Annotated in this window: 12 protein-coding genes; 5 read left to right on the forward strand and 7 right to left on the reverse strand. The window is 67.8% G+C overall.

Going from position 1 to position 11,989, the window contains the following annotated elements; translation table 11 throughout:
• Positions 1-81 precede the first annotated feature (81 nt).
• The gene (locus MNR00_RS02150) at positions 82-3,213 is read right to left on the reverse strand and encodes a chondroitinase family polysaccharide lyase (protein WP_241927536.1); all 3,132 of its coding nucleotides are present in this window, start codon (positions 3,211-3,213) and stop codon (positions 82-84) included.
• A gap of 134 nt (positions 3,214-3,347) precedes the next feature.
• Between MNR00_RS02150 and MNR00_RS02155 the strand changes: the two genes are divergently transcribed.
• Positions 3,348-3,710 carry a VOC family protein gene (locus MNR00_RS02155; RefSeq protein WP_241927537.1) on the forward strand — a complete coding sequence of 121 codons (363 nt, stop codon included), beginning with the start codon at positions 3,348-3,350 and terminating at the stop codon, positions 3,708-3,710.
• Positions 3,711-3,791: 81 nt separating this feature from the next.
• Here the strand turns inward: MNR00_RS02155 and MNR00_RS02160 are convergent, their stop codons facing one another.
• Entirely contained in the window at positions 3,792-4,775 is a 984-nt protein-coding gene (locus tag MNR00_RS02160; protein WP_241927538.1) for an acetylxylan esterase, read from the reverse strand.
• Positions 4,772-5,299, reverse strand: coding sequence for a CGNR zinc finger domain-containing protein (locus tag MNR00_RS02165; protein ID WP_241927539.1), 528 nt, complete (start codon positions 5,297-5,299; stop codon positions 4,772-4,774). The genes MNR00_RS02160 and MNR00_RS02165 overlap by 4 nt, the downstream gene beginning before the upstream one ends.
• A gap of 39 nt (positions 5,300-5,338) precedes the next feature.
• On the opposite strand from MNR00_RS02165, the gene MNR00_RS02170 reads away from it, so the two are divergent.
• A complete protein-coding gene (locus MNR00_RS02170) occupies positions 5,339-6,304 on the forward strand; it encodes a DMT family transporter (RefSeq protein WP_241927540.1) in 966 nt (321 codons plus the stop codon).
• 101 nt (positions 6,305-6,405) lie between these two features.
• On the opposite strand, the gene MNR00_RS02175 is transcribed toward MNR00_RS02170, so the two are convergent.
• From MNR00_RS02175 to MNR00_RS02190, 4 genes are read right to left on the reverse strand one after another with little or no spacing between them, the layout of a single operon-like run.
• Positions 6,406-7,173 (reverse strand): ABC transporter permease, encoded by a 768-nt coding sequence (locus MNR00_RS02175; protein WP_241927541.1) that lies wholly within the window; start codon positions 7,171-7,173, stop codon positions 6,406-6,408.
• Positions 7,170-7,949, reverse strand: coding sequence for an ATP-binding cassette domain-containing protein (locus MNR00_RS02180; protein ID WP_241927542.1), 780 nt, complete (start codon positions 7,947-7,949; stop codon positions 7,170-7,172). Before MNR00_RS02180 ends, MNR00_RS02175 begins: the two co-directional genes overlap by 4 nt.
• Positions 7,946-8,317 (reverse strand): DUF1048 domain-containing protein, encoded by a 372-nt coding sequence (locus tag MNR00_RS02185; protein WP_241927543.1) that lies wholly within the window; start codon positions 8,315-8,317, stop codon positions 7,946-7,948. Before MNR00_RS02185 ends, MNR00_RS02180 begins: the two co-directional genes overlap by 4 nt.
• Position 8,318: 1 nt before the next feature.
• Complete coding sequence (locus tag MNR00_RS02190; RefSeq protein WP_241927544.1) at positions 8,319-8,648, reverse strand: PadR family transcriptional regulator; 330 nt, start codon at positions 8,646-8,648, stop codon at positions 8,319-8,321.
• A 157-nt stretch (positions 8,649-8,805) separates the two neighbouring features.
• On the opposite strand from MNR00_RS02190, the gene MNR00_RS02195 reads away from it, so the two are divergent.
• From MNR00_RS02195 to prpB, 3 genes are read left to right on the forward strand one after another with little or no spacing between them, the layout of a single operon-like run.
• On the forward strand, positions 8,806-9,471 hold the full coding sequence (locus MNR00_RS02195; protein ID WP_241927545.1) for a GntR family transcriptional regulator: 666 nt from the start codon (positions 8,806-8,808) through the stop codon (positions 9,469-9,471).
• Positions 9,468-10,994: an MmgE/PrpD family protein gene (locus MNR00_RS02200; RefSeq protein ID WP_241927546.1), complete on the forward strand. Its 1,527-nt coding sequence runs from the start codon at positions 9,468-9,470 to the stop codon at positions 10,992-10,994. The genes MNR00_RS02195 and MNR00_RS02200 overlap by 4 nt, the downstream gene beginning before the upstream one ends.
• A 56-nt stretch (positions 10,995-11,050) precedes the next feature.
• On the forward strand, positions 11,051-11,974 hold the full coding sequence (gene prpB / locus MNR00_RS02205) for a methylisocitrate lyase (protein ID WP_241927547.1): 924 nt from the start codon (positions 11,051-11,053) through the stop codon (positions 11,972-11,974).
• Positions 11,975-11,989 lie beyond the last annotated feature (15 nt).

Here is an 11,989-nt window from a genome sequence, read left to right on the forward strand (position 1 = left end):
CCGCTAGCAGCGGGGCGGCACCGCAGGACCGGACTGCCCACGGGCGGCTTCGACACTCGAAGTGTCGAAGCCGCCCGTCGTCTACGCCGGGTTCAGTATCAGATCCCTCGTCGCGGCGTCTCGGCACTGCACCCGAAGGGTCGTCGTCCCCGACCCTGACGAAACCTCGACGTCGGCCGCATCGCAGGTCCAAGCGCCGGCGAGCACGATCGTCCGCCACGACGGCGCACTGGGGCTTCGCCGCCATGGTCGCGAGAAGCTGGTCTTGTCGCCGACATACACGCCGTCGGCGTCGTACTGATCGGCGTCCTCGCCTGTGTACAGGTGCAGGTCGGGATCCGTGACGGACAGGGCCAGTTGAGGCCCGACGGTGGCCCACATCAGCAATGCGGGACCGTCGACGGATCTCACCGCTTCGTCGAGGTCGTCCACGGAATCGAAGCACGCCGCGCCGGTGACTCCCGATGCGCGGTGACTCACGACGTGCGCGGAGGAGTCCTTCCGCATCACGGCGTACGGCGCCCGGTCTCCGCTCATCGCCGTGGTGAACTCGGCGATGCCCTGCGCGCCGACTCCCACGACGAGTGCGTACTCGTAGCCGCCATCGCGCGGCGCCGTGCCGTGCGCGAGGACAGCCGTGGCGTACGGCGCCTCCGCTGTCTGGGCATCGGTCTGATCGGGGCCCGACTGCACGGCCCTGATGCGTCGCAGCCGTTGGTCGCCAGCGACGTAGAAGCCGTTGCCGTGGGGATCCGTGATGCCCGTTCCGGCGGCCAGGTCGGCGATGCCGTCCGAGCCGTCCGCGTCCGCCGGTGACACGGCCACCTGGTACAGGGTCGTCTCGGTCTCGTGTGACGAGTCCGAGTTGCCGATGTCGCTGCCCAGGCAGATGACGATGTCATCGAAGCTGAACCGGGAGATCTTCGCGGTGTGCGTCGGATCGAACTTCGGATGCTCGATGAGATGCATCCCGAAGACGCCGTGCGTTCCCTTCCAGGACCCCGCACCGCCGAACGCCGACTTCGTCAGCGGCATCTGCTCGATCGTACCCGTCAGGTCGGCTCGCAGCTCTGCCCACGGAAGGTGGCGCGTGGTCGCTCCGGGAATGCGGTTCCAATCCCAGCCCGGCTGCACGAAGCCATTGGCTGCGTGCGTGATCTGACCGGCATCGTCCCGCTGCGACTGCACTTCGACTGAGCCGTATGTCAGGTAGCGCCCATACATGTTCGCGCCCTCGTAGATCTCCGCCGACCAGAGGTAGCGGTTGTGGCCACGCAGGGTCACGAGCCATTCATCGCGACGATGGAGGCCGCAGGCGGCGTAGCCGAGCGCGCGGTGCCCTGAGGGCGCCGGCTCCGCGGTGATGCCGGCTTCACGCAGATCCGCGGCGAGGGAGCGCTGTGCAGCACTGGCATTGGGGGGAAGCAATCGCAGGTAGGCGGCGCCGATCTCGCGGTCGTAGTCACCGTCCTCCCCAGGGAACGAGATCGCCGCGAGCTGCTGGAACGGGCCGATGCTCATGCCGGTGACGCCAGTGGGATGCCGTCCGGCGAGAGACAGCGGCCACTGCATCGTGTTCGCATACAGACGCATTGTGAGAAGGGCGCGTCGGAGCGCGCGACGGGCCGGGGCGGCCAACCCGAACGCCGTGCCGTGCAGGAGCGCGACGATGGGTGTCAAGCCGCCGAGTGCGTCACGACCGTAGTCGGGATAGGGGCCCATGTGATGGAAGATCGTCCCATCGGGCTTGATGCCGCCTTCGACCCCGGGTGAGTCCGTCAGCGACCCTTCGACCCAGCGCGTGACGGCCGCGAGGGTGCGTGCCTGCTGGTCGTCCGAATCGGCAGTGACGGCACAGATCGCCATGACGCCGACCAGGGTGTTCTGTATGTCGACCACGCCTCCGAAATCCGCCGGATCACGGAAATCGTGGGTGATCCGACCGAGCCCCGCGAACCACGACAGGTTCGCCCACGCGCGGTCCCACAGCCCGTGGTCGATGAGAACGTCTCGGGCGACGAGGAAGGAGTCCGCCATCTCCCGGTACTGATAGCCGATGTGGTGGATCGTGCCCTGCGCGCTGCCGGCGGCGAAGCCCTGGTCCTCGAGATGCACGAACATCCGCAGATAGAGCTCGTCGAACGCGGCGGCCGTCGGTGCGTCGGCTGCGCGGGCCTTGGCCGAAGCGGACGCGAGAGCGCGCATCCGCTGCCCGACGGCGCGCAGCGTGACGCCGGATGCGAGCGCGAGCACATCGTCGCGGATCGATGCCGGCCAGATCGCGGACTGGTAGCCGTTGATGAACGATCCGACGCCAGCGACGTCACCGGCATCGCGGAAGGGGACGCCGAGCGCCTCGACGTCCGCGGTTGCCTTCTGGAGTCCGGGGCTGGTGATATCTGCGGCGACGGTGGCTCGGCGAAGGAGGGCGCCGCGCACCGTCTCGACATCTTGTTGACCATCGGCGGCGGGGAGTCGAGTCGACTCGAGCTCCTGCCGGAAGCGCAGCAGATCCAGCCAATGGCGGTTGTCGGCGTCGACGACCTCGGGTTGCACGAACGGCACCTGGGCGTCGGGGGTGTGGTGATCGGGACGCATCTGCGTGTTGAGCACGACCTGGTCGATGTAGAGCGTGCCGGGTCGATCCGGAGCCACGAAGCGCACGCGGTTCATACCAGGGTGCGCTTCGCCCTCGGTGTCGTAACCCAGCCGCACCCAGCAGGTCCGCCAGCCGCTGAAGTCCAGACCGAAGTCGAACCAGGCATCCGTGTTCGCGCCGCGCCCGAACTCGATACGGAGTGGGGCGGATGTCGGCACGTCGTTGTAGATCCATACCGCGAAGGTCGCGACCGTGCCCATCAGGGCCTGGTCGGTCCCTGGAGAGTACTCGCTCGGCTGGAAGCGGAGAGGCTCCTTGATGGTGAGGGTGCCTCGCGCCGCGTGCTCCCAACGCAGACTCCGCGTTCCCACCTTCGCCCGCTCCGCGCTGATCTGCAGTGGATCAGTGCTGGTGAACTGACGGGGGACCTTCGTCTCCAGCAGAAAGATCGGTGGTGAGAGGGCTGCCGCACGTGCTTCGACGTCCACCGCATCCGCGGTCGTGTTCAACTGCGATGCCGCGTGCGCTGTCGCCGGTCCGCCCGGGTTCCAAGTGCACATCGCGGCGCTGCTCAGCGCGCCGACAGCCAGAAACGCCCGTCGTGAGATCTCCATTGAAGCTCCTGTTCATCGTGTGGGCTGAGCAGTGAGCGTCACACGGCGATTCGGGACCATTCAAGGTGTATTCCGCTTGCCTTGGTGGCGTGCGAGGCGCACACTGGCCACGTCGACCGATGAGAGGAGCAGAAATGGCACACGGTGACATCACCCACATCGACATCCCGGTGGGTGACATGGCGAGGGCGACAGCCTTCTACTCGGGGCTGTTCGGGTGGAACATCGCTGAGATGCCCGGGTTCGAGGGCTATCCGATGTGGCGGGCGCCGAACGGGATCTCCGGTGGCGGGCTCGCCCCGCGAGACGACGGATTCACCCAGCCGCGCTCGTACGTCGAAGTCGACTCGATCGACGACACGGTTGCCGCCGCCAAGGCTGCCGGGGGCACGGTCGCGATGGAGCGCTCGCCGATCACCGAGACCAGCGCCTGGGCGGTGATCGTCGATCCCGACGGCAACCACATCGGCCTTTTCGAGGGGGTCGTCGGCGGCTAGCCCACTCTGTGAGAAACCACTTCCCGTCCGAGAAACCATGCGTGCGGGGGTTTCTCACGCGGGAAGTGGTTTCTCGGCGGGTCAGGCGGGTGCCAGCGCGCGGTCGAGGTGCGCGAGGCCGGCGCGGCGCGCGTCGACGGTGACCCTGGCGAGCCCGGGATACTCGGCATGGCCGGCGGGCAGCACCTCCAACTCGAGCAGTGCGGCCGGCACGGCGTTCGCGACGGCGAACTGCCCTTGTGGCGGCACGGACTGATCCCACAGCGCCGCCTCGACCCGCACCGGGATCGTGAAGAACGCCGCCGACGTCGACGAGTCGAACAGTCGCAGCTGATCGCGCGCCTCAGGATGCCGCTGCACGTGCATCCGCTGGAACTCGCCACTGCCCAGGCACGGCACCGCCAGCCGCTCGTCGTACTGCCCGAACGTCGGAACGGCCAACGTCGCGCCGATGTACCGGTCATCCCACGGCACAGCCAGTGCACCGATGCCGCCGCCGAAGCTCTCGCCGACGAAGTAGAGAGGAAGGTCGCCGGCCAGGTCGATGAGTGCGTCCGCAGCGAGCCAGAGGTCGCGCGCGCAGAGGCCTGGCACGTACACATCGGGGTCTGTCAGGCCAGCGAGCACGTGCTGCTCAACAGGCTCCGGCGCACCCACCCCCGCGTTCAGCGCACCGAGCCCTCGCGCGACGGGGAAGATCGCGGCAGCATCCGACGGCACCCGGCCGAACTCGACGCGATCGCGCCCGCCGTACCCATGGCTGTGCACGATGCCGACGCGCGCCGCACCGCTGACAGGCTCGACGAGCCACGCCCGCAGATGCACGCCGTCGACGCCCGAGAGCTCGACCAGCGAGACCCGCCGACGCCCGCGCTGCTGCATCGACAGCACGCGCGGCGCAGCATCCACGTCGCGGGCCTCCGCTCGCCAGCGTCGCCACGTCTCGGCGAAGCCCGCCGGCGCGGCGATCGGCGAGACCGCGCGCAGCGTTTCGAGGGTGAAGCCGTAGCTGCCGTCGAATGCGGCGTCGGGGAACCAGGTGTCGAATGGTGGAGACCCGGTCACGACGCGTCCGCCTGCCGCGCACGATAGGCCGCCACGGCGTTGCGGTTCGCGCAGGTCGTCGAGCAGTACCGCTTCGACCGGTTGCGGGAGAGGTCGAGGGCGAGAGCCTGACACTCCTCATCGGCGCAGATGCTGATGCGGCTGCCCTCGTCGGTGCGGATCACGTCGATCAGCGCCATCGCCGTCTCGACAAGGATCCGTTCAGACAGGGGGTGGTAGTCGGCGACCGCGTGCAGGTGCCAGTCGGCGCCGTCGTGGCGCGCCAGCCGCGGAGTGAGGATGACGTCGGCGAGTGCGTTGTTGACCTGAGCAGCCATGTCGTCGCGCGGCGCGAGCAGCATGTCGCGCAGCCGCGGGCGAAGGTCCCGCAAAGAGCGGGCTTCTGCATCGTCGCGGTCGATCCGACCGGTGTAGGGGTACTCGCTCAGGAACTCCGCGAGGTCGAACGACTCCGGCGGCTCGGCCGAGTTCACCAGGGCGACGGCAGCGCGCAGCGCCTCTTCCGTGTCATCGGTGAACCTCACATTGACACCTTACATCTGTGACGCGTACCGTCATGGATCATGACCGCTTTGACCCATGACACCCGCCACCCGAGCGTCAGCACCGGGTTGCTCGTCGCCGTCGGCGCAGCTTTCGCGTTCGGCATGTCGGGCGCGTGGGCGCGAGGCCTCATCGATGCGGGGTGGACGCCTGGCGCCGCCGTCACCGCGCGCATCTGGGTCGCAGCCCTCGTGCTCCTGGCCCCGACGATCATCGCGCTGCGCGGACGCTGGGGCCTCGTGCGCAAGAACGCGGGCATGATCGTCATATACGGCCTGCTCGCGGTGACCGCCACGCAGCTGTTCTACTTCCAGGCCGTTGCCGTGATGGACGTCGGCATCGCCCTGCTGATCGAGTACACCGCTCCGGTCGCAGTCGTGCTGTGGCTCTGGGTGCGCCGCGGCGAACGGCCGAGCCGGCGCAGCATCCTCGGCGCGCTCGTCGCATTCATCGGACTGGTGCTGATGCTCGATGTGCTCACCGGCGCACGGATCGATGTCGGTGGCATCCTGTGGGCGCTCGGCGCCATGGTGGGAGCGGCGACGTACTTCGTGCTCTCCGGCCGCGGCGACACCGGCCTGCCGCCGATCGCCCTCGCCGGGCTCGGCCTGGCGCTCGGCGCCGTCGGGCTCACCGTCGCAGGGCTCGTCGGCGTGCTGCCGATGGAGTGGAACACCGACGACGTCGCCTACCGCTTCGGCACGCTGCCGTGGTTCGTGCCCGTGCTCGCCATCGGCGTGCTCGCGACAGCCCTCGCGTACGTGCTGGGGATCACCTCGACGCGGATGCTCGGCTCACGACTCGCGTCGTTCGTGGCGCTCGCCGAGGTGGTTGCGGCACTGCTGTTCGGGTGGATGCTGCTCGGCCAGCTCCCCGGGACCGTGCAGCTCATCGGGGGAGTGCTCGTGCTGGTCGGCGTCGTGCTGGTCAAACTCGGCGAGCCCGTCACGCAGGAGCTGGTCGAGCCGCTGCCTGAACCCGTGTGAGCGTTGGAAACAACAGACCGGTGCGGCGCGTCAGGCATCGGATGCCCGTGACGCGCCGCACGGCGGATGAATGATCTGGTGTTTCCGACAAGGCCCCCGCGTCACCCGATCCGGCGGCGGTAGATCCGCATGGCGATCACGTAGGCGATCACCAGGATGCCGATGCACCAGGCCAGGGCGACCCAGATGTCACTGCCGACCGGCGTGCCGGCGAACAGCGCCTGGATCGAGTTCACGATCGAAGTGACCGGCTGGTTCTCGGCGAACCAGCGCACGGGCCCTGGCATGGTCTCGGTCGGCACGAACGCCGAGCTGATGAACGGCAGGAAGATCAGCGGGTACGAGAACGCACTCGCCCCGTCGACCGTCTTGGCCGACAGGCCAGCGATGACGGCGAGCCAGGTCAGTGCCAGGGTGAAGAGCATCAGGATGCCGATCACCGCCAGCCACGCCCACACGCTCGCCGAGGTGCGGAAGCCCATCGCGAAGCCGACGCCGAAGATGATCGCCACGGTGATCGCGTTCGCGACCATCGACGTCAGCACGTGCGCCCACAGCACACTCGATCGCGCGATCGGCATGGAGTGGAAGCGTTCGAAGATGCCGCCCTGCAGGTCGGTGAACAGTCGGAACGCCGTGTAGGCGATGCCAGACGCGATCGCGATGAGCAGGATGCCCGGCAGCAGGTAGTTCACGTAGCTGCCGGAGCCGATGCTCTGCCGCAGCGCCCCGCCGAAGACGAAGACGAACAGCAGCAGCAGCGCGATGGGGGTGACGGCTGTGGTGATGATGGTGTCGGCACTGCGGAAGATGTGCCGCAGCGACCGGCCGGTCAACACGCTGGTGTCGGCCATGAAGTGAGTGCTCATGCGGCCGCGCTCCTCTCTGATTCGTTTGACGGGCCGACCAGCGCGAGGAAGATCTCCTCGAGCGTCGGCTGCTTCTCGACGTACTCGACCTTCGCTGCCGGGAGCAGCGCCTTGAGTTCGCCGAGCGTGCCGTTCGCAATGATGCGCCCCTGATGCAGGATCGCGATGCGGTCGGCGAGATGCTCGGCCTCATCGAGGTACTGCGTCGTCAGCAGCACCGTGGTGCCGGACGCCGCGAGCTCGCGGACGACCGCCCACACTTCCTGCCTGGCCTCAGGGTCCAGCCCCGTGGTCGGCTCGTCGAGGAAGATGACCTGCGGATGCCCGACGAGACTCATCGCGATGTCGAGCCGGCGTCGCATGCCGCCCGAGTAGGTTCCTGAGCGCCTTGACCCGGCCTCGGTCAGCCCGAATCGCTCGAGCAGCGAATCGGCGATCTCACCTGGATCATCCAGGTGGCGCAGCTGCGCGACCAGCACGAGATTCTCACGCCCTGTGAGCACCTCGTCGACGGCGGCGAACTGGCCGGTCAGGCTGATCACCTCGCGCACCTGCCGTGCATCTGCCGAGACGTCGAATCCCTGGACGCGTGCGTCCCCGGCATCCGATTTCAGCAGCGTCGACAGGATGCGCACCATCGTCGTCTTGCCTGCACCGTTCGACCCGAGCAGCGCGAAGACGCTGCCGCGGTCGACGTCGAAGTCGACGCCGCGCAGCACTTCGAGGTCCTTGAAGGACTTCCGGATGCCACGGACGTGCACAGCCGCATCGGTCATGATCCCTGCTCCTCTCGCTTCGCGTCGTCGATCGCGTCGATGAGACGCTGACGCTCCTTGTCGATCCAGCGCTTGCCGCCGTACGACTGTGCGAACGTCTCGGCGAACTCGATGGTGTCGTCGCCGACGATCGCGCTCACCGGCGTGCCGTCGACGGCCGCCCGCTCCCACAGATCGACGAGGTCGACGAACATCTGCATCAGCGTGTCGCCGTCGGTGATGCCGCCGTAGTACATGAAGTACCGGTGCAGTGCGCTTGCCGCCTCGCCGTAGGGCTGGGGCAGGGCATCCATCCGCGCCTTGGTCGCCTTGTACTGCTTCTTCTGCTCGAGCGATCCGGTGAGCGCTTCGATCCACTTCACAGCCATGTCAGTGTCCTTTCTTGCGGAGCTCTTCGATCCGATCGGAGATGAAGCTCCAGGTGGTCCAGAATTCGTTCAGTTCGGTGGTGCCGCTCGTGTTGAGCGAGTACACCTTGCGTGGCGGGCCCTTTTCGCTCGGCACCTTCTCGACGTCGACGAGCCCGCGTTGCTCGATGCGCACGAGAAGGGCGTAGACGGTGCCCTCGGCGAGGTCAGTGAAGCCGCGCTCGCGCAGCTGCGTGGTGATCTCGTAGCCGTACGCGGGGCGGTCGGTGAGCAGCGCGAGCACGATGCCCTCAAGCGTCCCCTTGAGCATCTCTGTCATCTGCTTGCCCATTGCCCCATCCTCACTACTCAGTGTTGCTGACTACCAGTACATAGTACCGCTGAGTAGTGAGAATGCAACCGTGAATCTGAAGATTCTTATGTATACGCAGCGGCACCTTGCCTTGGTCTCGGTGGTCAACAGGCGTCGTTGTGTATACACTGACGGCATGAGCACCGTCGTCGACCGCATCCGCGCGAGCGATCGTGCCTACGCGACCCTGCTTGAAGAGATCCAGTCCGGGGCGCTCGCCGCAGGCGCCGTGCTCGCCGAGGTCGAGCAGGCCGAACGCCTCGGCGTGAGTCGCACACCCATGCGCGAAGCGCTGCGCCGACTCGTCGCCGAGGGGCTCGTCGTGCAGCAGTCCCCGCGGGTCACCGTGGTTGCCGGACTCGATTCCTCTGACATCCGCGCGCTCTTCGAGATCCGTCGCGCGCTCGAGGAGAACTCGGCCCGTCTCGCCGCACAGCGGGGGGATGCTGCCGTCTTCGCCGCCCTGGCAGAGGAGTTCACCGGGGTCGACCTCACGCAGAGCCGAGGGCGCGACGCCTACTACGCGCTGATCTCGCGGTTCGACGCCGAGCTCGACGCCGCGGTCGGCAACGACTACATCAGCTCGGCCCTTCGGACCGTGCGCACCCACCTCGTCCGCGTGCGCCGCATGGCGCGCGACAAACCCGAACGCCTGGCCGCATCCGCCGCCGAGCATCGCCTGATCGCCCGCGCCCTGGCATCCCGCGACTCCGACCTCGCCGCCCACGCCACGCACGTGCACCTGCACAACGCGCTGGAGAGCATCTTGGAATCACTTGCACATCTGGAAGGAACACGATGACCGTCAACCACCACGTCCGCGTCTACCGCTCTGAAGAAGATCTGCCCCGTGAGGAGCAACTCGCGTGGAAGATCGCCGAGGTCGCCACCGATCCCGTCGACGTCGAGCCCGCGGTCGTCGACATGATCATCAACCGCATCATCGACAACGCATCGGTCGCAGCGGCATCGCTCACCCGCGGTCCGATCAACGCCGCCCGCGCCCAGGCGTTCGCGCACCCGGTCTCCACCGGCGGCAAGGGCGCAACGGTCTTCGGCGCCGAGCTCGACCACCGCACCAGCCCCGAGTGGGCGGCCTGGGCGAACGGCGTCGCCGTGCGCGAGCTCGACTATCACGACACCTTCCTCGCCGCCGACTACTCGCACCCCGGCGACAACATCCCGCCGATCCTCGCGGTCGCGCAGCACGTCGGCAGCGACGGTCAGGCGCTGGTGCGCGGCATCGCGACCGGCTACGAGATCCAGGTTGACCTGGTGAAGGCGATCTGCCTGCACAAGCACAAGATCGACCACGTCGCCCACCTCGGCCCGTCGGCAGCCGCCGGCATCGGCACCCTGCTCGGCCTCGACGCCGAGACGATCTACCAGGCTGTCAGCCAGGCGCTGCACACCACGACCGCCACGCGACAGAGCCGCAAGGGCGAGATCTCCACCTGGAAGGCGCACGCCCCTGCCTTCGCCGGCAAGATGGCGGTCGAGGCCGTCGACCGCGCGATGCGCGGGCAGACCTCTCCCTCGCCTATCTACGAAGGGGAGGACGGAGTGATCGCGTGGATGCTGGATGGCCCCGACGCCGCGTACGAGGTTCCGCTGCCTGCGGCCGGCGAGGCCAAGCGCGCCATCCTCGACACGTACACGAAGGAGCACTCGGCCGAATACCAGGCGCAGGCCTGGATCGACCTGGCGCGCAAGCTGCACGGCTCGAACCCCGAGCTCGCCGACCCGGCGAACATCGAGTCGGTCGTGCTGCACACCAGCCACCACACGCACTACGTGATCGGCTCGGGCGCGAACGACCCGCAGAAGTACGACCCGACCGCGTCGCGCGAGACGCTCGACCACTCGATCCCGTACATCTTCGCGGTCGCACTGCAGGACGGCACCTGGCACCACGTCGACTCGTACGCTCCCGAGCGTGCCGGCCGCGCCGACACCGTCGCGCTGTGGAACAAGATCACCACGCTCGAGGACGCCGAGTGGACGCGCCGCTACCACTCGCTCGACATCACCGAGAAGGCGTTCGGCGGTCGCGTCGAGATCACGCTCACCGACGGCACGAAGGTGATCGACGAGATCGCCGTCGCCGACGCGCACCCGCTCGGCGCCCGGCCGTTCGCCCGTGAGAACTACGTCAACAAGTTCCGGATCCTCGCCGAGCCCGTCCTGGAGCCCGCCGAAATCGAGCGGTTCCTCGAGCTGGTCCAACGTCTGCCCGAGCTGTCCGCCGCCGAGGTGGCCGAGATCTCGATCATCGCGAAGCCCGGCCTGCTGGCATCCGCTCCCGCCCCCGCGGGACTGTTCTGACCCACACCGGTCGGGCGTCGGCGTGACGCCCGACCGGTGAGATGTGAGGAGAAAACATGCTCTACTCCACCGTTCCAGCTCATGAGAAGCGCCGCGCCTTCCGCGAGCGTCTCGCCACGGGTGAGCTGCTGCGCTTCCCGGGGGCGTTCAACCCGCTGAGCGCCCGCCTCATCGAGCAGAAGGGCTTCGAGGGCGTCTACATCTCGGGTGCCGTGCTGTCGGCCGACCTGGGTCTGCCCGACATCGGGTTGACGACGCTCACCGAGGTCGCCGGCCGCGGGCAGCAGATCGCGCGCATGACCGACCTGCCGGCGATCATCGACGCCGACACCGGTTTCGGTGAGCCGATGAACGTCGCGCGCACGATCCAGACGCTGGAGGATGCCGGGCTCGCCGGCGCCCACATCGAGGACCAGATCAACCCGAAGCGCTGCGGTCACCTCGACGGCAAGGCCGTGGTCGATTCCGACACGGCGGTCAAGCGCATCCGCGCCGCCGTCGACGCACGCCGCGACGAGAACTTCCTGATCATGGCGCGCACCGACATCGCCGCCGTGGACGGGCTCGAGGCCGCGAAGGACCGTGCGAAGACGCTGGTGGATGCCGGCGCTGACGCGATCTTCCCCGAGGCGATGCGGTCGCTCGAGGAGTTCGCCGCGATCCGGGATGCCGTCGACGTGCCGATCCTGGCGAACATGACGGAGTTCGGAAAGTCGGACCTCTTCAGCGTCGAGCAGCTGCGCAGCGTGGGCGTGAACATCGTCATCTGGCCGGTGTCGATGCTGCGCATCGCGATGGGTGCGACCGGTCGCGCCCTTGATACGTTGATCGACGAGGGGCACCTGACAGGCAAGCTCGGCGAGATGCAGCACCGCGCCGACCTGTACGAACTGATCGACTACGAGGCGTACAACCATTTCGACTCGGGCGTCTTCAACTTCACAATTGACAACACCGGGTCACTGAGCGGAGCGAAGTGACTACCAACCCGGTTG

The sequence above is a fragment of the Microbacterium sp. H1-D42 genome, from assembly GCF_022637555.1.
Classification (GTDB): domain Bacteria; phylum Actinomycetota; class Actinomycetes; order Actinomycetales; family Microbacteriaceae; genus Microbacterium.

Coding starts and splice junctions, on each gene's coding strand:
- prpB (WP_241927547.1), top strand. CDS start 11,051: ATGCTCTACTCCACCGTTCCAGCTCATGAGAAGCGCCGCGCCTTCCGC.
- MNR00_RS02185 (WP_241927543.1), bottom strand. CDS start 8,317: ATGGCTGTGAAGTGGATCGAAGCGCTCACCGGATCGCTCGAGCAGAAG.
- MNR00_RS02150 (WP_241927536.1), bottom strand. CDS start 3,213: ATGGAGATCTCACGACGGGCGTTTCTGGCTGTCGGCGCGCTGAGCAGC.
- MNR00_RS02155 (WP_241927537.1), top strand. CDS start 3,348: ATGGCACACGGTGACATCACCCACATCGACATCCCGGTGGGTGACATG.
- MNR00_RS02190 (WP_241927544.1), bottom strand. CDS start 8,648: ATGGGCAAGCAGATGACAGAGATGCTCAAGGGGACGCTTGAGGGCATC.
- MNR00_RS02195 (WP_241927545.1), top strand. CDS start 8,806: ATGAGCACCGTCGTCGACCGCATCCGCGCGAGCGATCGTGCCTACGCG.
- MNR00_RS02170 (WP_241927540.1), top strand. CDS start 5,339: ATGACCGCTTTGACCCATGACACCCGCCACCCGAGCGTCAGCACCGGG.
- MNR00_RS02180 (WP_241927542.1), bottom strand. CDS start 7,949: ATGACCGATGCGGCTGTGCACGTCCGTGGCATCCGGAAGTCCTTCAAG.
- MNR00_RS02200 (WP_241927546.1), top strand. CDS start 9,468: ATGACCGTCAACCACCACGTCCGCGTCTACCGCTCTGAAGAAGATCTG.
- MNR00_RS02175 (WP_241927541.1), bottom strand. CDS start 7,173: ATGAGCACTCACTTCATGGCCGACACCAGCGTGTTGACCGGCCGGTCG.